This is a genomic window from Aureibaculum flavum, from assembly GCF_016406085.1.
In the GTDB taxonomy this organism is placed as follows: domain Bacteria; phylum Bacteroidota; class Bacteroidia; order Flavobacteriales; family Flavobacteriaceae; genus Aureibaculum; species Aureibaculum flavum.
In genome coordinates, this window is record NZ_JAEHFJ010000005.1 from 42465 (window position 1) to 60892 (window position 18428).

An 18428-nucleotide genomic window follows, 5' to 3' on the forward strand; every position below is an offset into this window, starting at 1 on the left:
AATTTTTATTGAATAGATTCGTTTTAGTATCTTACTTTCATCATAAAATGAAAAAGCTAATTGTAATTCTTTTTTTCGCATTCTGTTTCCAAAATTCTATTTCACAAAGTAAAACAATTCAAACATCTGGAGATGTATTGCTTTTTACAATGCCAGCTGTAGCCATCGGTTCTACTATTTTTAAAAAAGATTATAAAGGAACATGGCAATTTACAAAAGGAGCCGTGTTAAATTTTGCTTTATCATTTGGGTTGAAAGCAATTGTTGTGAAAGAAAGACCTAATTTGGAAAATACAGACTCCTTTCCTTCAGGTCATACTTCTATTACTTTTCAAAGTGCCTCCTTTTTACAACGTAGATACGGATGGAAATATGGAATTCCAGCATATTTATTAGCTAGCTATACAGGGTTTAGTAGAATTCATGCAGATAAGCACGATGTTTATGATGTTTTAGTTGGTGCGGTAATTGGAATTGGAAGTACTTATCTTTTTACTACACCTTACCAGCAAGAGCACATGGAACTTGGCTTTAGCGGAAATAAAGATGAATTTTTAATTGGATTTAAATTCAAATTTTGAAATTAATTTAAAAATATTATAATTTTTTTTAAATTAACTAATGTTTAACGAAGTAAATTACTTATATTGGGCGAAACGATGTACATTGTCGCCAACAAAGATAAGTTTAATTTTGAAAAGATAAAGTAAGAGTATTATGGGTAGACCTGCAACAAAACCAAAGAAGTTAAGAGATGGTTATTATATAGAAATAAAAAATAAAAATCAAAAATCGGGAGGTATTAAAATTCACCGAGAAAATATTAAAGAGTTAGTAATAGCAATTCAAGAGTACGAAAAAACCAAAGTTGTAACCGTTTTAGGTAAACTTGAAAATGGTAAGATGAAGGACATTGATCTTGCTTTATTAGCATAAAGTAATTATTTCCTTATATATTTTAAAGGCTATCATTCATAAGCGAATATGTTTATGAATGATAGCCTTTTATTTTTCTGAAAATCCTACTGAATTGATTATAGTCTCTTAAGAAAACTGATAATCACCAAATTGATGAATTACTTCATCAAAGATCTTAAAAACACCTTCTGAATCATCAGTAGTAACCATTTTTAATCGGTATTCTTTAAAGTGAGGAATGCCTTTGAAATAGTTTGTGTAATGACGTCTTGTTTCTACAATACCTAAGCGTTCACCTTTCCAATCGATAGCCATTTGTAAATGTCTACGGGCTATATCTACGCGATCTGCAATAGTTGGAGCTGGTAAATGTTCTCCTGTATTAAAAAAGTGCTTCACTTCTTTAAAAAACCAAGGATAACCGATAGTTGCTCTACCAATCATAGCACCATCTAACCCATATTGGTCACGCATTTCCATAGCTTTTTCAGGTGAGTTTATATCTCCATTTCCAAAAACGGGAATGTGCATTCTCGAGTTGTTTTTTACTTCTGCAATTGGTTTCCAATCGGCATCACCTTTATACATTTGGGCACGAGTTCTACCGTGAATTGAAATTGCTTTGCAACCAACATCTTGCAAGCGTTCTGCAACTTCAACTATTTTAATAGAATTGTGATCCCAACCGAGTCTTGTTTTAACGGTAATTGGTAAGTGCGTTCTTTTAACCATAGCTTCAGTCAACTTTACCATTAAATCAATATCCTTTAAAATACCAGCACCTGCACCTTTACTTACTACCTTTTTTACCGGACAACCAAAGTTGATATCAATAATATCAGGATTCGATTTCTCAACGATATCAATAGTCTGTAACATGCTTTCCAAATTTGCTCCAAAAATTTGAATACCAACAGGACGTTCTTTTTCGTAAATATCTAACTTCATCATACTTTTTGCTGCATCACGAATCAAACCTTCACTAGAAATAAATTCAGTATATACAACATCAGCACCTTGTTCTTTGCATAATGCACGGAAAGGTGGGTCGCTTACATCTTCCATAGGAGCCAATAGTAATGGGAAGTCGGGAAGTTCTATGTTGTCTATTTTAACCAAATGTTATTTTTGTGCAAAAATACATTTTTTCTAAGTAACTAGAATTCTATTCTTTTAACTGCTATAAATCTATATACCCAAAGTCCGTAAAACCCTAAAAATAACTCGGCAACGGTACCAAAAATGTAAGCAAAAGTAGGTGTACCATCCATAAGAATACTTATAAGCCTTCCGAAACCTAACCCGAGCATAAATATTATATTAGTAATGATGGCTATTTTTAAATAAGAGGATTTAAATATTCCGAGTATCCATAAAGTTGAAAACCCCAAATACAATCCCATAATGGCTTTAAATTGATTGTGCTCATCAATAGTTTGTAAATGAATGTCAAAATTTAAACTGGGTTGAAATCCGTAAATAAATGCAACAGGAACAACAATACATACAGAAATGATCAAATGAATCTTAGTTATAAAATCATTTTTGGTTTTAATCATGCCGTTGTGCGTTGTGTGAAAAGACCTCATAGATTAGACGCTTTTAAGTCAGAATCTGTGAGGTCTACTCATTTATAACGAAATTTTTTAGTTTTCCCTGATACTTAGTTGCTGCGTAATAGAGTCTTGATTCTTATTAATTATTTAACTTAAAAAGTAACTGGCTTTTCAATAGTTTTTCCGTTTCTTTCAATCTTCACAGTTGTGGTGTCACCTGCATTAAACTTTGACAATGCTTTCATATATCCCATCATATCAGTAATTGGGTTGTCACCCAATTGGATAACAACATCGCCTTTTTGTAAACCAGCTTTTTGTGCAGGTTTTTCTTCGCTAACTCCATCAATTCGCATTCCCTTACCATCAAACATATAGTCAGGCACAACACCTAATGTTACTTTAAAACGCGGAGCTTCATCACTTTCATTTTTAGTTTTTCTAAAAGGTAATTTACCATTATCATCAAGATCAGTAATAATGTTGAAAATATAATTAGATATAGTTTCCATACCTTTATAATTCAATTTATCTGAATCGTCAGCAGGTTTATGATAGTCTTCATGTTGACCGGTAAAGAAGTGTAAAACGGGTATGTCATTTAAATAGAATGATGTATGATCAGATGGACCTACGCCAGACTCTTTAAGAATGAGTTTGAAATTTTCGTTATATGCATTTACAATATGCTTAAAAATAGGTGAAGTACCTACACCATAAATGGCTAATGCATTATCTTCTTTTAAACGGCCAACCATATCCATATTAATCATGTAATTGACGGAGTCAAGATTTATGGTTGCATTTTTAACAAAATAATTGGAACCTAATAATCCCATTTCTTCACCAGAAAAGGTCATAATTAAATAATTGTTTCCTGTATTTACTTTGGTTAGTTTTTCGGCTAAGTTTAGTAAAGTAGCTACACCACTGGCGTTATCATCGGCACCGTTGTGTATTAATTTTTCTTTTCCTCTATACAAAGAGCCTTCTTGACCATAACCTAAATGATCGTGATGAGCACCAATAATAATGGTCTGCTTTGCATTGTTATTGATGTATCCTAAAATGTTTCTTCCTGTAATAGCTTTGTTACTTGTAGTGTCTGAGAAGTTAACTTTTCCGTGAGGATGTGTTTTAGGCGTAAAAGTAAAGTCTTGGAAATAGCCATTATTTCCTTTAGGTTCTAAGCCAATTTCTTTAAATCGCATAGCAATATATTCGGTAGCTAGTTTTTCACCTTCTGAGCCAGTTGCTCTACCTTCTAGTTTGTCATCTGCAAGATAGACAACGTCTTTATGAATTTGAGATTCTGTTTGTGCATTGGTTTTGCCAACAGAAAGCAAAGTAAAAAAAGCAAAAATTAATATCCGATTCATCATAATAGTATTATTTTTGGTAAAATTACTAAATTTTGCCCTCATAAAGGGTTTAATCAAAATAGTAGACTCGCTATGTTTTAAGCGGTTAATATTCAAACAATTAAATTAATGAAATTTATATTTACCATATTGCTAGTATTCGTTTTATTCGCATGTAAGACGCAAAACACAACTCAAGCAGTTGTAAAGAAAACAACAGAAACAGCACCTGTTTATGTTAATTCTGAAGGAAATTCTCTCGTGTTTCCGGAAGAAAAGCATTTTAAATCTTTGCGTCAAGTAACTTTTGGAGGTGATAATGCAGAAGCGTATTGGAGTTTTGATGATAAACAACTTGTTTTTCAATCTAATTATAAGAAATGGGGTGTTGAATGTGATCAAATGTTTTTAATGGATGCTGATGAAACGTTAGATAGTTTGGTTGCACCTCCATTATTAAGTACAGGAAAAGGGCGTACTACATGTGCCTATTTTTTGCCTGATAATAAAAGTATTGTTTACGCCTCTACACATTTAGGAGGTGAAGAATGCCCTGACGCTCCTTTACGTAAAGAAGGGAAATATGTGTGGCCAATTTATGATACCTATGATATTTTTGTAGCCGATTTAGAAGGTAATATAACGAAACAATTAACTACTGAAAAAGGGTATGATGCCGAAGCTACAGTTTCTCCTAAAGGCGATAAAATTGTATTTACTTCAGATAGAAGTGGCGATTTGGAATTGTATACTATGAATATTGATGGTTCAGATGTAAAACAAATTACAGATCAATTGGGGTATGATGGAGGAGCTTTCTTTTCACCTGATGGAACAAAATTGATATTCCGTTCTTCAAGACCTAAAACCGAAAAAGAAATAAAAGAATATAAAGACTTATTGGCAGATGGTCTGGTAATGCCTACAGAAATGGAATTGTATATCTGTAATGCTGACGGTTCTGAACTACGTCAATTAACTAATTTAGGTAATGCAAATTGGAGTCCATTTTTTCACCCTTCTGGTGAGAAAATTTTGTTTTCTTCGAACTTTGAAGCAGAACGAGGTTTCCCTTTTAATTTATATATGATTGACCTTGACGGAAAAAACCTAACGAGAATTACACATGGAGAAACATTTGATGCGTTTCCAGTTTTTTCAAATGATGGTACAAAATTAATTTTTTCTTCTAATAGAAATAATGGAGGTGGTAGAGATACCAACTTGTTTATTGCAGAATGGCAAGACTGAAAGGATTGACAATCTGAAATATAAAAAGTAAGATACCAACTTGTTTATTGCAGAATGGCAAGACTAAAAGGATTGGCATTGTGAAATATCTAAATTAGATACCAACTTGTTTATTGCAGAATGGCAAGACTGAAAGGATTGACATTGTGAAATATCTAAATTAGATACCAACTTGTTTATTGCAGAATGGCAAGACTAAAAGTATTGGTATTGTGAAATATCTAAAGTAGACACCAACTTGTTTATTGCAGAATGGCAAGACTAAAAGGATTGGCATTGTGAAATATCTAAATTAGATACCAACTTGTTTATTGCAGAATGGCAAGACTAAAAGGATTGGCATTGTGAAATATCTAAATTAGATACCAACTTGTTTATTGCAGAATGGCAAGACTAAAAGGATTGGCATTGTGAAATATCTAAATTAGATACCAACTTGTTTATTGCAGAATGGCAAGACTAAAAGGATTGGCATTGTGAAATATCTAAATTAGATACCAACCTGTTTATTGCAGAATGGCAGGATTGAAAATGTTGATTTTTTTTGAGATATAAAATGTATCGTGTTTTTTCTTAAAAAAAGTTGTTTAAAAAATCAGAAATTTTACGCCTATTATTATAATTAGGGATAAAAGCAGAATTATGATAATGTTTTTAATCAATTCAGCTCTTTCTTCTTGTTTAATTTTATTCCTGATTTTCACTAATTGTTCTGGTGTTGCTTTTCTTTTCAATAATTCACCAAACTCACCTTTCAATCCTTTTAAGGGCATACTTCGTCTATCAAAGTGAATTAACTCTTTTTTTCTTGAGTTATTTCTCAGTGAGATTATCATTGATTGAACTATTCCGAAACTCATAAACTAATTTTTAAGATGACCTTGTATTGTTCACTGGAGGAATAATGATTTGAATAAATTTAGTGGTTAAGATAATAATAATCAATTTATCAAGCAAATTTTAAATTTTATCCACTAGCTTTCAAAATTTGCATGTAAAAGAAATATTCTTATTAATATCTGTTTAATTATTTTCTACTTTATACGCTTACCCTAAAAGAACGCTATCTTTGCATTATGCAACCGAAATTACTTTTAGTAACGCCACCCTTTACTCAGCTAAATACTGCGTATCCTGCAACTGCCTATCTTAAGGGGTTTTTGGAGAAACATGAGGTGTCTGTTGAGCACTGTGATTTAAGCATTGAGCTCTTTACAGCTATTTTTACTAGTGATTTTTTGCGTTCTATTTTTCAGGAAGCCGAAGATTTGGAGAATTATCATTATCCCGAGCTTAGTAAAATGAAGGAACACTATATTTCTAGGGTTGATGTGGTTCTTAATTTTCTTCAAAAACAGGATATTGAGACTGCATATAAAATCTTAGAAGCTGGTTTTTTACCATCAGGGCATAGGTTAATGAAGGTGAATACTGAAATAAAATGGGAAGTTGGAGCAATCGGTATAATAGATAAAGCAAAGCATTTTGGTACACTTTTTATTGAAGAAATAGGAGATTTTATTCATGCAAACGTAGATGAGTTTTTTGCATTTACGAAATATGCCGAGCAAATTGGAACTTCGGCAAGTAGCTTTAATCAATTAGATGATTTTTTGCAATATCAGCCTACGCTTATTGAAGATGAAATGATGAATATTTTGGAAGATCAAATTAAAACGCATGATCCTAATCTGATCTGTTTTACAATTCCCTTTCCTGGAAATTTATTTGCGGCTCTGCGTTGTTCTCAGTTTATTAAACAGTTTTTTCCGGACATTCATGTTGCTTTTGGGGGAGGATATTGTAACACAGAGCTCCGTTCATTAGAAGATTCTAGAATTTTTCAATTTGTTGATTTTATCTCATTAGATGACGGTGAAGGTCCCTTGCTAAAGCTGGTTAATTACCTTGAAGGCAAAAGTGATATAAACGAATTGGAAAGAACGTTTGTGTTAGAAAAGAATCAAGTAATTTATAAGAATAAAATACCTAATACTATTTACCATCATAAAAATTTACCCGCACCTAACTACTCAGGATTGCCGTTTGATAAATATGTTTCTTTTTTGGATGTAGTAAACCCGATGCATCGAATGTGGACAGATGCGAGATGGAATAAGTTAACTATTTCTCATGGATGTTATTGGAAACAATGTTCGTTTTGTGATGTAAACCTAGATTATATAGGTAATTATCAAAACACAACGGCTATTGATTTAGTAGATAAAATTGAAAAAATAATTAAAGACACAGGTATTACAGGTTTTCATTTTGTTGATGAAGCAGCTCCACCTAAAATGTTACGGGCTCTATCAATGAAATTGATAGAAAGAAACCTAAACATTACTTGGTGGACAAACATTCGTTTTGAAAAGACATTTGACGCTGAATTATGTCAATTAATGGCAAAATCAGGTTGTATTGCTGTAACTGGTGGGTTAGAAGTGGCTTCGGATAGGTTGTTGGTTAAGATGAAAAAGGGAGTTGATATTGCTCAAGTTACGAGAGTCACTCATAATTTTTCAGAACAAAATATTATGGTTCATGCATATCTTATGTATGGATTTCCTACTCAAAATGAGCAAGAAACCATTGATTCATTGGAAGTTGTACGACAATTGTTTGAAAAAAATTGTATTCAGTCTGCATTTTGGCACCAATTTACTACCACTATTCACAGTCCTATTGGTCAAAATCCTGAACAATTTGGAATAAAAATAACAGGACCTGTTTTTGAAGGGTTTGCTCAAAATGATTTATATCATCAGGATCCAGAGGGAACTGATCATCCTAAATATACAAAGGGATTGAACCTTGCATTAAATAATTATTTAAATAAGACAGGGTTTAAAGAAGATTTACAAACTTGGTTTGATTTTCCAATTCTTAAAACCAGTCATCCCGAAGACTTAATTAAAAGTTTTTTATTAAAAAGTAGCACTTTAAAACACGTTTAGTTATTTGATTAAAAGGGAAGTGTTTTAGTTTTACATAGCTCTATTGGCTAGTAATGTTAAGTAGTGTAAACTCATTTAACTACAATGACGGAAAACGACTTACGCCTTTTTCCGTCATTGTAGTTGTATTATTAAAATATAAGAATTTACTTTATTGCAGATTCCTAGTTAAGCCATAACTGAAGCTTTCTTTGATTTTCTGTAAAGGAAAGAGTTGAAAATATTTCTTTTTCCAAAATTGTTTATTGATTTACTATTCACGAATTTGATGAATAGTTTACGATTGACTCCGAAATATTCATAAGTATTACCATCAGAAAAAGTAACTTCTAAAAGCATACTTTTATGTTGAAAATCTTCAACAGTTGAGGGTATAGTTATAGAATTATACTCTTCTAGGTTGCTTTCTTTGGTTTTTGGTGCTATACTTACTAGAAAATGATAAGCATCAATAATTTTTTGACTTTTTACTTCAGCCTCTAACTTTTTCTCATCATCCTGGAATTTATCAGGATGCCAATTTTTTACTAAGCCTCTGTATGTCGTTTTAAGTTCTTTAAGGTCAATTTCTCCGTCTACCTCAAAAAGCTTTTTGTAATCATTAATACGTTTCATTTATGTCATTTTCAAATTGGGTGCAAATCTATTCATATTATTTGATATACACAGTTAGTTTTTTTAGACTGCATATTTATTTTTAAATTCGGTAAAATGACTGTAAAATAAGGTCTTTTGAGAGGTTTGTGAAAAAGGAATAGATTGCTAGTAGCAGGAGAGTGGTAATTTTAAGATAACAATACAAAGCCAAAAACGCTTATATTCAACTTTCGATGTATACGTATAAGAAGGGAATGTATAGCGAAAAGAACCTTTGTTTAGGTCTTTTAATGGGTTTATGAAATACACTTAAACTAGCTTAATTTATACTATTTAGCATTACTGAATTTCGTAGGACTTTTTTAGAGCTTCATCAATGTCTGTCACTACAAATTCTTTTTTTAACACAGAAAACATATCATTTTTTTCGAAATCCTTTTTTAATTGTTGATTAACTCCTGAAATAATTACTGTAATGCCTCTTTCTTTAAATATCTTAACAATTTCTTTAATACTTTGATAACCAGTAGCATCAATAAGAGGGACATAACGCATTCTTATAATAATAACTTTTGGTTGTAAATGCGTGTTTGTAACGGTTTCTTGAAATTGACGGGCAGCACCAAAAAAAAGTGGTCCATTTATTTCATAGAGTAATACATTTTTAGGTACATCTATTAATTCTTCATCAAAAAGATTTTCTTCATCTTTTGTTTTAGAAGTTATATTTTGAATATGAACAGATTCACTCATTCTTTTCATAAACATGAAGCTTGCCAGTACCATTCCAATTTCAATGGCAATTACTAAATCGAAAATTACAGTTAAAAAGAAAGTGGTTAGTAAAATAATAATGTCCATTCTATTCCCTTTTAAAATGGATTTAAATTGTCCCATTTCACTCATGTGATATGCGATAACTACTAATATTCCAGCAAGACAAGGAAGGGGTATTAATTTTGCATAAGGTGCAAATAATAGCATTATTGCTAATAAAACTAAACTGTGGAAAATACCAGCTAATGGCGTACGACCACCATTTTTAACATTAGTGGCAGTTCTTGCAATGGCACCAGTTGCAGGAATTCCACCAAATAATGCAGAAACGATATTGGCTCCTCCCATAGCAATTAACTCCATGTTTGAACGATGTTTTCCACCAATCATTGAGTCTGAGACGACTGCAGAAAGCAAAGACTCGATACTTCCTAAAATGGCTATTGCAAAGGCGGGTTGTATCAGGGCTTGAATGGTGTCAAAATTGACATTTGGAAGATGAGGTAAACTGAAATGGTTGGGAATTTCTCCAAAATTACTTTCTATAGTGTCTACAGGAATATCAAATACTTTTACTATAATAGTTGATAATACAATAGCAATGATTGATCCCGGAATTTTTTTTACTAATTTCTGAAAATAGATTGTTATTAAAATTGTGGATACTGCAATAGCAATGGCATACCAATTTATGTTATCGAAATTTTCAAAATACACTATCCATTTATCTATAAAATCAGCAGGGACTTTAGAGATGTGGAGCCCGAAAAAATCATTAATTTGTGACGAAAAAATTATGAGTGCAATCCCACTTGTAAAACCTACAATTAAAGAATAAGGAATAAATTTCAGTAAATTACCCAGACGTAAAAGTCCCATTCCTATCATTAAAAATCCTGCTAAAAATGTAGCTATGATCAACCCATCTATACCGTAAGATTGAATAATACCGTAAACAATGACAATAAATGCACCAGTGGGACCTCCAATTTGAACCCTACTACCACCAAACGTAGAAATGATGATTCCTGCAATAATAGCAGTTATGATTCCTTTTTCTGGAGAAACACCAGAAGCTATCGCAAAGGCAATGGCTAAAGGCAGTGCTACTATGCCGACGATTATTCCTGAAAGGAGATCTTTTGTAAGTGTTTTCTTTGATATCCCTTGTTTTAAAAGAGAGAATAGTTTGGGGGTAAATTCTTTTTTCATTGATTGGTTAATCGCTTAGAATAATAGCGAAATTAGAAGAAAATATAGTAACAATCAAACAATATTCTATAAGTTAGTAACCAGATTATAAACCAAAAATGCTAACAAAATAAATTGGAAATCTTGATGTGTTATGTTTTCTGAGTACTAAGTGTTTTGTGTACATCATCAAAAATGAGGGGTCTATCTGCAAGAACAATTAACGTGTCTTGGGCTTCAATTTTTGTGATACCATTTGGTATGATATAGCTATCACCCCTTTTAATCATTGCAATTATTGCATTTTTAGGAAAGCCTAATTCAACAATTTTCATATTTACTGCATAGCATTCTGATGTAATTAAGAATTCTTTCATTTCAGCCTTAGGGTTTTCTGCTAAAAGTAAATCAGTTGGGTTTAATTTTTTTGCTTCTTCTGGTAATCCGACATTTAACCATTTTGCCACAATGGAAAGCGTAGTTCCTTGAATCAATATGGATGTAACTGAAATGAAAAACACAATGTTAAAAATCATGTTTGCTTTATCTATTCCAGCTAATAGAGGATAGGTAGCAAACACAATTGGAACTGCACCACGCAGTCCAACCCAAGAAATATAAAACCTTCTTCTCAATTTCATTTTAAAAAACATAAGGCTAATAAACACACCTATAGGTCGAGCAACAACAATTAAAAATACTGAAATGAGCAGTCCAATACCCATATATGGAATTATTTGAGAAGGAAAAACGAGTAACCCTAAAGTGAGAAACAGTACAATTTGCATGAGCCAAGCTAAACCATCAAACATTTTAAAAATGGTTTTTTTGTGGATTAGGTCTTGATTACCGAGGTACACCGCACAAATATAAATGGCTAGAAAACCATTGCCCCCTACAAAATTGGTGGCAGAAAATGTAATGAACATTAGTGCGATAACTAAAACAGGGTAAAGTCCTTCAAAGTCGAGTTTAATTTTGTTAATGATATACTTACTAAGCACTCCAAAGGCAAAACCTAAAATACCACCCAAAATCATTTGTTGTAAAAACATGGGTATTATAGATAGAAAACTTTGATCTTGATTAATTACCAACGTTAAAAATGCAATTGTAAGTACATATGCCATTGGGTCGTTACTACCGCTTTCCATCTCTAATGTAGGTCTTAGGTTGGTTTTTAAGGCTAAACTTTTTGAACGAAGAATCGAAAATACGGCAGCCGCGTCTGTTGAAGATACAATTGAACCTAATAATAGACTTTCATAAATGGTAAAGTCAGTAACCAGCCATACAAAAGTACCAAGAGAAGTTGCTGTCAATAATACGCCTAATGTAGATAAGGCAACTCCTTCCCAAAGGATCGGTTTAACGGCGGTCCAATTGGTGTCAAGTCCACCTGAGAATAAAATAAAGTTAAGAGAAACGATACCAATGAATTGAGCAATTTTAGGATCGTCAAAACGGATGCCTCCAATGCCGTCAGAACCTGCTAACATTCCTATAGCCAAGAAGAGTAGTAAAGTTGGAACGCCAAACTTATAAGAGGTTTTACCTGCAAAAATACTTACAAGTAGCAATAAGGAACCTATTAATAGTATGTTTTCAATCGTTAAATTCATTGTTTATTTTGAAATTTGATGCTGCGAATTTACTATTTCTCGCTAAGGGAATTGGTAAAACGATTATAGTATTTATTTTTTGGTAATAATTTTTTGGAGTTTTCAGTATTGAAGTATGTATATACACAGCAATACCTTGTGACCGATTTTTTTTAATTAAGACTGGCTTAAAAATCAAACAAAAAAATAGTATTTAGCATACCAATTTATAACCATATCCTCTTACATTCAGAATTTGAATAGCTGGGTCTTGATTTAGTTTTTTTCGAAGTTTTGTTATAAATACATCCATACTTCTAGAACTAAAAATATCATCAGTACCCCAAAGCTTTTTAAGAATAATAGAACGGTCCAACACTTCATTTTTATTTTTATATAAATTAAATAATAAATGAGCTTCTCTATGGGTAAGCTGTAGTTCCTTTTCTGTTTTATACTGTAGTATTTGTCGTCTAAAATCGAATGTGTAATGACCTAGATTTATAATTTCTGCTGTTTTCTGTAAATTTGTTCTTTGTAATAAGCTATTAATTCTAACTATTAATTCTTCAATAGAGAAAGGCTTTTTCACATAGTCATTACCACCAATAGTAAAGCCTTCTACAACATCTTTTGTTTGTGACTTCGCAGTTAGAAATATAATTGGAATTTCATTGTTCTCTTTTCTAATTTCTTTTGCCAACGTAAAACCATCTTTTTTAGGCATCATTACATCTAAAACTAAGAGCTTAGGGTCATTCTCTTTGTATTTCTTTAATGCAATTTCACCATCTTCGCATAATAAGACCTTAAAATTTCTTGTTTCTAAACTGTCTCTTATTATTTGCCCTAGTGCAGGTTCATCTTCCGCTAATAATATGGTCACCTTTTCACTCATTTGGTAGTGTTATTTTAAATGTGGTTAAATTATTACTTAAGTGAACATCGATTGTTCCATTATGTTTTTCAATTATTTTTTTGGCATAATATAGCCCAATTCCAAACCCTTTTACATCATGAGTATTTCCTTTTGGGACTCTGTAAAACTGTTCAAAAATTTTAGTTTTATTCGCTTTTGATAGCGAATTTCCAGTGTCAGAAATTGAAAGTTCAAATTTGTTTTTTACTTGTTTGGTTTCAATGATAATTTTATCTCCACCATATTTAATAGCGTTATCAATTATGTTGTTAATTACATTTTCAAAATGGAATTCATCGGCCTTAATAAGTAGTTCGGAATCACTATTTTTAAATTCAATAGTCTTGTTTTTTGATTGGAAGCTGTGTTTTGTAATTATACTTTGAATTATTGTAGAGGCATTTATTTCGTCAAAATTTAAATTAAGATTGTCACTATCTAAAGAGGCTGTTTCTAATAATTTTTCAACCATAATGTTCAGCTTTGACAATTGATCCGTTGACATGTTAATATATGTTTTTGTCTTTTCTTTGTCTTCAATGGCATTAAAATTAGTTAAACTTTCTAACGCAACTCCAATAGTGGCTATCGGAGTTTTAAATTCATGTGTAATATTATTAATAAGGTCATTTTTAACCTCGGCCAATTGCTTTTGTTTATAAATTGTTTTTAATAATAAAATTAGGCTGGTAACAATCGCTGCAGATAGTAGCAATGATAATAATATGCTGGCTAATGATTTTTTTAAGAGAATAGCAACTTCATCTGTAAATAGCAATTTTAACTTTCCTCTTCTGGGTAAAAAAGTAGATTTAGAACTTGCAGTTAAATAGTGCTTTGGAAAATTATCAAGGTTTAGATTTCTTGACTCTACGATAATGTTGTCTAAAGAGTCACGTTTCGAATAATCATAAAGTAATGCGTATTTTAAATCCAGATGATGTCGTTTTAATTCTTCAGTTAAATAACTATTTAGTTTATCCAGATCCATGCTGTCTCTAGAAATTGATATAAATACTTTAGATATTAAACTATCAATATTCTGAGGTAAAATTTTATTGGAAGTATAAAAAGGATAATTACTATTTCTATAGTCTTTTATTAAAATAGGCTTTTCATTTTCTAACTTTGAAATGTTTTTTAAGGTACTGTCTATCTTTGTACGTAAATCATTTTTTGAAGGACTATTAATAGTGTCTGTACGTTCTTCAAGGTTTACATTATATTTGATAATACCGGTTCTTGTAATATTGGCGAAATAAGCTTCTACAGAATTGTCTAAACTCCGTTGTACTTTGCTTATGAGATGGTTTTTGTTTACTCGATATTCTTTGAAGTTCCAAAACAACTGAACGCCAATTGTAGTAAGAATTGTCAAGATAATAAAACCCACTACCCATTTGTAGTTTTTTTCATTCATCTGTAATTTGTTTATTATTCAAACCCGTTTTTAATGACTAAAATGAACATTTAATACTTCAAATTTAAATACAATAATAATGTTAAACTAATCGGTTAACACTCGTTAACATAAGTTAACCTACGTTTATACTATTTATATATAGTTTTGTATTGTAATTGAGATTCCAAACAATCTTAATTGTAAAAAAATAAAAAGTATTTACAAAATTATATAATTATGAAAACAAATATAATCACGTTACTTGTTGTAGCAGCTACACTTACATTTACATCAACATCTATTGCTCAAAAAGACTTTCAAGGTAAGGCTTATTATCAAAGTAAGACAACTATGGATATGAATTTTGGGGATAGACAAATCAGTGAAGAGCGAAAAAAGGAAATAGCTGATCGAATGAAGAGCTTTCTTGAAAAAACATATACACTTGCTTTTAATAAGTCAGAGTCAATGTATAAAGAGGATGAAAAGTTAGAAACACCAGGACAAGGTGGTGGAAGAGGTGGTAGATTTGCTGCAATGATGGGAGCTGCAAATGGCTCGCAATATAAAAACATTAAGGACAGTCTGTTTTTACAAGAAAATGAATTGTTAGGTAAAAATTTTTTAGTGAATGATAATTTGAAAGCATTGGATTGGAAAATGAGTGGTGAAACTAAGCAAATTGGTCAATATACCGCTTTTAAAGCAACGGCAATGAAAGAGGCTTCAACTGCTGGTTTTAGTCCTCGTCCAGGTGGTCCTCGTGGAGGAAACAATGACCAGGCTTCAAAAGATGATGTTAAACCAGAAGAGCCAAAAATGGTTGAGGTAACAGCTTGGTATACTATGCAGATTCCAGTAAATCAAGGCCCCGGTAAATTTTGGGGATTACCTGGTTTAATATTAGAAGTACATGAAGGCAATACTTCTATATTATGTACTAAAATTGAGATTAATAGTGATAATTCTGAAACTATTAAAAGACCATCAAAAGGTAAAAAAGTAACACAAGAGGAGTACAATAAAATTACTAAAGAAAAGATGGAAGAAATGAGTGAGCGTTTTCAAGGTCGAGGAAACCGTGGAGGTGGAAGAAATTAAAATCGTTACGATTTCAAACATATAAAGTTAATAAATATTAAAAAAAATCTTTTAAGAATTAAATACACACAAATGAAACAAACTCTTATTGCCCTAATAATGCTAACGAGCATTACACTTTCTGCTCAATTAAAGTTAGAGGGTTTTGTAAAAGATAGCCTCGGTGTACCGTTAGAATTGGCAAATGTTGTAGCTATAAACCAAGCAACAAAAGCTTTAGATTCATATGCTATTACTAATGATAAAGGGCGTTATAGATTAAGTTTAAAAGAGAATGCGAGTTATAAGTTACAAATTAGTTTTATAGGATATAAAACAATTGATATAATTTTAAACACTGTAGACGCTGATATTGATAGAAATTTCAACTTATATGAAGATAATAATTTAGATGAAATAAACTTGGTATATGAAATGCCTATTACTATAAAAGGTGATACCATGATTTATAATGCCGATTCTTTTAAAAATGGAACGGAACGTAAATTAGAAGATGTAATTAAAAAAATGCCTGGTTTAGAAATAAACGATGATGGACAAATTCAGGTAGAAGGGAAAACCGTAACTAAATTAATGGTTGATGGTAAAAATTTCTTCGATGGTGATACTAAATTGGCAACTAAAAACATTCCATCAAATGCTGTAGATAAAGTTGAAATTTTAAAGAATTATGCTGAGGTTGGGCAATTAAGTGGCGTGCAAGATAATACAGATAATATTGCCATTAATATTAAACTGAAGCAAGGAAAAGGGAATTTTTGGTTTGGAGATATTAAAGCGGGTGCAGGTATAGCAAATGAAGATAGTCAGTATATATTTCAACCAAAACTATTTTATTATAGTCCTAAAACAAGTGTTAATGTCATTGGCGATTTAAACAATTTAGGAGAAGTGGCTTTTACAAGAAGTGATTATAGAAATTTTACTGGTGGCTTTAGAGCTCCAAGTAGTAATAGTGGTACAAGCATAGATTTAGGAAGCAATGATTTAGGTTTTTTACAATTACAAAATAATAGAGCTAAATCTATAGAAACGAAGTTTGGAGCTGTAAACATTAGTCATTCGCCAAACAAAGCATTAGACTTAAGTGGGTTTCTGATTTATTCAAATAACGAAACTGAAATGCAACAAAATAGAGCAATACAATATGCTGAATCAGGTACTGGCACACCTCCAGATTTGTATACGGAAACCAATACAAATCAGGTTAGTGATTTGGGTATGGCTAAATTTAATGTAAAATATATACCTAACGCTAATAATGAGTTAAACTATTATGCTATAGGTAGGCTTTCTAAGCAGAGACAAGATCAACTTGTGAATTCTAATATAAGTGGAATTGTAAACGAAGTTGATAGTTCGTCGCCTTTCAGTTTAAGACAAAATTTAAATTATTATTATACACATGATGAAAACAATATTTTCTCTTTAACAGCACAACATTTGTTACAAGATGAAGATCCATTTTACAATGCCGTACTGTCGGATACTACTTTTAATAGAACGGCTGATGACATTGGGTTTGATTCTAGTCAAAATGCTTATAACTTAAATCAAAATAAACGGGTAAAATCAAATCAATTTGATGCTGCACTTGATTATTGGAATATTTTAAACGAAAAAAGTAATATTAATATAACATTGGGTTCGGTGTATAGCAATCAAAAATTTGATTCTGATATTTTTCAAATATTAGATGATGGAAGTACATTAGATCCTGCTACAAATACAAGTTTATTCGAAGTTGGAAATGATGTAGATTATACTTTTTCTGATATTTATTTAGATTTAAAATATAGATTAAAAGTAGGTATATTTACATTTACACCAGGTGTTTCTGGTCATGCCTACGGTACTAAAAGTGTACAGTATGGTGCCACTTATGATGATAGTTTCTTTAGGTTTTTACCAAGTTTTAATACACGGGTTGATTTAAAGAAAAGTGAAAACATATCTTTAGATTATAGAATGACTACACAGTTTACTGATGTAACAAATATTGCTCGTGGTATTGTGATGGGCGATTATAATTCTTTTACTTCAGGTACACCTGATTTGGAAAACTCATTAAGACATAATATCAGGTTAAACTATTTTAATTTTAACTTATTTAGTTATACCAACATTAACGGTAGTCTTACCTATAGTAAAAACATCAATCAAATACGTAATTCAGCAACTTTTAACGAGGGTAGTATTGTAAATATTAGTAAGCCTTTTAATTCTGATTTTTCTGATGAAAGTGTAAGTTTTAGTGGTAGGTTTCAACGTACTTTTGGTAAGCTAAGAGCTAGTTTAAGCGGTAGTTTAAACTATAGTAAATACAACCAGATTTTTAATGGAGTTACTTCAATTAACGAAAATTATACGCAAACATACAGATTGGGTGTAAATAGTAACTTTACTGAAGCTCCAAACTTTGACTTAAGTTATAGTTTAAGAATTGCTGACAATGATCAAGGGGCAAGTAGAACTAAATATTACACACATTCACCATCTATTGATTTTGATGCCTTATTGTTTAAAAAGTTAACTTTCCGTACGGAGTTTAGTTATAATCTATATAGAGATGAAAACAGTACATTAAACAAATATCAATTCTGGGATGCTTCTTTAGCCTATAGAAAAAATAATGATAGTAAAATGGAGTATGAGTTAAAAGCAACAAACCTTTTGGATGCTACTTCCCAAAGTCAGGCAAGTGCAGGTACTTTTTCAGTAAGTTCATCTGAATATTTTATTCAGCCTAGATATATAACACTAAGGTTAATATATAATATTTAGTGTACAATTAAAC

General features: G+C 31.4%; 15 protein-coding genes. 6 read left to right on the forward strand and 9 right to left on the reverse strand.

Annotated features, from left to right (window positions below; translation table 11 throughout):
• The first annotated feature begins 47 nt into the window (after positions 1-47).
• Together JBL43_RS11000 and JBL43_RS11005 are read left to right on the forward strand one after the other, a co-directional pair.
• Entirely contained in the window at positions 48-581 is a 534-nt protein-coding gene (locus JBL43_RS11000) for a phosphatase PAP2 family protein (protein WP_198841500.1), read from the forward strand.
• A gap of 136 nt (positions 582-717) precedes the next feature.
• A complete protein-coding gene (locus JBL43_RS11005; protein WP_117879703.1) occupies positions 718-936 on the forward strand; it encodes a hypothetical protein in 219 nt (72 codons plus the stop codon).
• A 108-nt stretch (positions 937-1044) separates the two neighbouring features.
• On the opposite strand, the gene dusB is transcribed toward JBL43_RS11005, so the two are convergent.
• From dusB to JBL43_RS11020, 3 genes are all read right to left on the reverse strand, one after another.
• Positions 1045-2037 carry a tRNA dihydrouridine synthase DusB gene (gene dusB, locus JBL43_RS11010; protein WP_138951540.1) on the reverse strand — a complete coding sequence of 331 codons (993 nt, stop codon included), beginning with the start codon at positions 2035-2037 and terminating at the stop codon, positions 1045-1047.
• 38 nt (positions 2038-2075) lie between these two features.
• Entirely contained in the window at positions 2076-2477 is a 402-nt protein-coding gene (locus tag JBL43_RS11015; protein ID WP_198841501.1) for a DUF4345 domain-containing protein, read from the reverse strand.
• Positions 2478-2626: 149 nt separating this feature from the next.
• On the reverse strand, positions 2627-3853 hold the full coding sequence (locus JBL43_RS11020; protein ID WP_233098771.1) for a M28 family peptidase: 1227 nt from the start codon (positions 3851-3853) through the stop codon (positions 2627-2629).
• Between the two features lie 111 nt (positions 3854-3964).
• On the opposite strand from JBL43_RS11020, the gene JBL43_RS11025 reads away from it, so the two are divergent.
• Complete coding sequence (locus JBL43_RS11025; RefSeq protein WP_198841503.1) at positions 3965-5086, forward strand: TolB family protein; 1122 nt, start codon at positions 3965-3967, stop codon at positions 5084-5086.
• 587 nt (positions 5087-5673) lie between these two features.
• Here the strand turns inward: JBL43_RS11025 and JBL43_RS11030 are convergent.
• Positions 5674-5946 (reverse strand): hypothetical protein, encoded by a 273-nt coding sequence (locus JBL43_RS11030; RefSeq protein WP_198841504.1) that lies wholly within the window; start codon positions 5944-5946, stop codon positions 5674-5676.
• A gap of 216 nt (positions 5947-6162) precedes the next feature.
• Between JBL43_RS11030 and JBL43_RS11035 the strand changes: the two genes are divergently transcribed.
• Complete coding sequence (locus JBL43_RS11035) at positions 6163-8043, forward strand: B12-binding domain-containing radical SAM protein (protein ID WP_198841505.1); 1881 nt, start codon at positions 6163-6165, stop codon at positions 8041-8043.
• Between the two features lie 168 nt (positions 8044-8211).
• Here the strand turns inward: JBL43_RS11035 and JBL43_RS11040 are convergent, their stop codons facing one another.
• From JBL43_RS11040 to JBL43_RS11060, 5 genes are all read right to left on the reverse strand, one after another.
• Positions 8212-8658 (reverse strand): KTSC domain-containing protein, encoded by a 447-nt coding sequence (locus tag JBL43_RS11040; RefSeq protein WP_198841506.1) that lies wholly within the window; start codon positions 8656-8658, stop codon positions 8212-8214.
• A 321-nt stretch (positions 8659-8979) separates the two neighbouring features.
• Positions 8980-10629 (reverse strand): SulP family inorganic anion transporter, encoded by a 1650-nt coding sequence (locus JBL43_RS11045; protein WP_198841507.1) that lies wholly within the window; start codon positions 10627-10629, stop codon positions 8980-8982.
• A gap of 131 nt (positions 10630-10760) precedes the next feature.
• Positions 10761-12230, reverse strand: a complete 1470-nt coding sequence (locus JBL43_RS11050; RefSeq protein WP_138951527.1) for a potassium/proton antiporter — start codon at positions 12228-12230, stop codon at positions 10761-10763.
• Positions 12231-12423: 193 nt separating this feature from the next.
• Positions 12424-13107 (reverse strand): response regulator transcription factor, encoded by a 684-nt coding sequence (locus tag JBL43_RS11055; protein ID WP_198841508.1) that lies wholly within the window; start codon positions 13105-13107, stop codon positions 12424-12426.
• Positions 13100-14548, reverse strand: a complete 1449-nt coding sequence (locus tag JBL43_RS11060) for a sensor histidine kinase (RefSeq protein WP_198841509.1) — start codon at positions 14546-14548, stop codon at positions 13100-13102. Before JBL43_RS11060 ends, JBL43_RS11055 begins: the two co-directional genes overlap by 8 nt.
• Before the next feature lie 219 nt (positions 14549-14767).
• Here JBL43_RS11060 and JBL43_RS11065 point away from each other — a divergent pair, with 219 nt between their 5' ends.
• Positions 14768-15631, forward strand: coding sequence for a GLPGLI family protein (locus JBL43_RS11065; RefSeq protein WP_198841510.1), 864 nt, complete (start codon positions 14768-14770; stop codon positions 15629-15631).
• A gap of 72 nt (positions 15632-15703) precedes the next feature.
• Positions 15704-18415, forward strand: coding sequence for a TonB-dependent receptor (locus tag JBL43_RS11070; RefSeq protein ID WP_198841511.1), 2712 nt, complete (start codon positions 15704-15706; stop codon positions 18413-18415).
• The last annotated feature ends 13 nt before the right edge of the window (positions 18416-18428 follow it).

What these genes read in the sequence shown, in the direction of transcription:
- JBL43_RS11025 (WP_198841503.1), top strand. Translation starts at nt 3,965, where the DNA reads ATGAAATTTATATTTACCATATTGCTAGTATTCGTTTTATTCGCATGT.
- JBL43_RS11035 (WP_198841505.1), top strand. Translation starts at nt 6,163, where the DNA reads ATGCAACCGAAATTACTTTTAGTAACGCCACCCTTTACTCAGCTAAAT.
- JBL43_RS11050 (WP_138951527.1), bottom strand. Translation starts at nt 12,230, where the DNA reads ATGAATTTAACGATTGAAAACATACTATTAATAGGTTCCTTATTGCTA.
- JBL43_RS11045 (WP_198841507.1), bottom strand. Translation starts at nt 10,629, where the DNA reads ATGAAAAAAGAATTTACCCCCAAACTATTCTCTCTTTTAAAACAAGGG.
- JBL43_RS11040 (WP_198841506.1), bottom strand. Translation starts at nt 8,658, where the DNA reads ATGAAACGTATTAATGATTACAAAAAGCTTTTTGAGGTAGACGGAGAA.
- JBL43_RS11030 (WP_198841504.1), bottom strand. Translation starts at nt 5,946, where the DNA reads ATGAGTTTCGGAATAGTTCAATCAATGATAATCTCACTGAGAAATAAC.
- JBL43_RS11060 (WP_198841509.1), bottom strand. Translation starts at nt 14,548, where the DNA reads ATGAATGAAAAAAACTACAAATGGGTAGTGGGTTTTATTATCTTGACA.
- JBL43_RS11015 (WP_198841501.1), bottom strand. Translation starts at nt 2,477, where the DNA reads ATGATTAAAACCAAAAATGATTTTATAACTAAGATTCATTTGATCATT.
- JBL43_RS11065 (WP_198841510.1), top strand. Translation starts at nt 14,768, where the DNA reads ATGAAAACAAATATAATCACGTTACTTGTTGTAGCAGCTACACTTACA.
- JBL43_RS11020 (WP_233098771.1), bottom strand. Translation starts at nt 3,853, where the DNA reads ATGAATCGGATATTAATTTTTGCTTTTTTTACTTTGCTTTCTGTTGGC.
- JBL43_RS11005 (WP_117879703.1), top strand. Translation starts at nt 718, where the DNA reads ATGGGTAGACCTGCAACAAAACCAAAGAAGTTAAGAGATGGTTATTAT.
- JBL43_RS11070 (WP_198841511.1), top strand. Translation starts at nt 15,704, where the DNA reads ATGAAACAAACTCTTATTGCCCTAATAATGCTAACGAGCATTACACTT.
- JBL43_RS11055 (WP_198841508.1), bottom strand. Translation starts at nt 13,107, where the DNA reads ATGAGTGAAAAGGTGACCATATTATTAGCGGAAGATGAACCTGCACTA.
- JBL43_RS11000 (WP_198841500.1), top strand. Translation starts at nt 48, where the DNA reads ATGAAAAAGCTAATTGTAATTCTTTTTTTCGCATTCTGTTTCCAAAAT.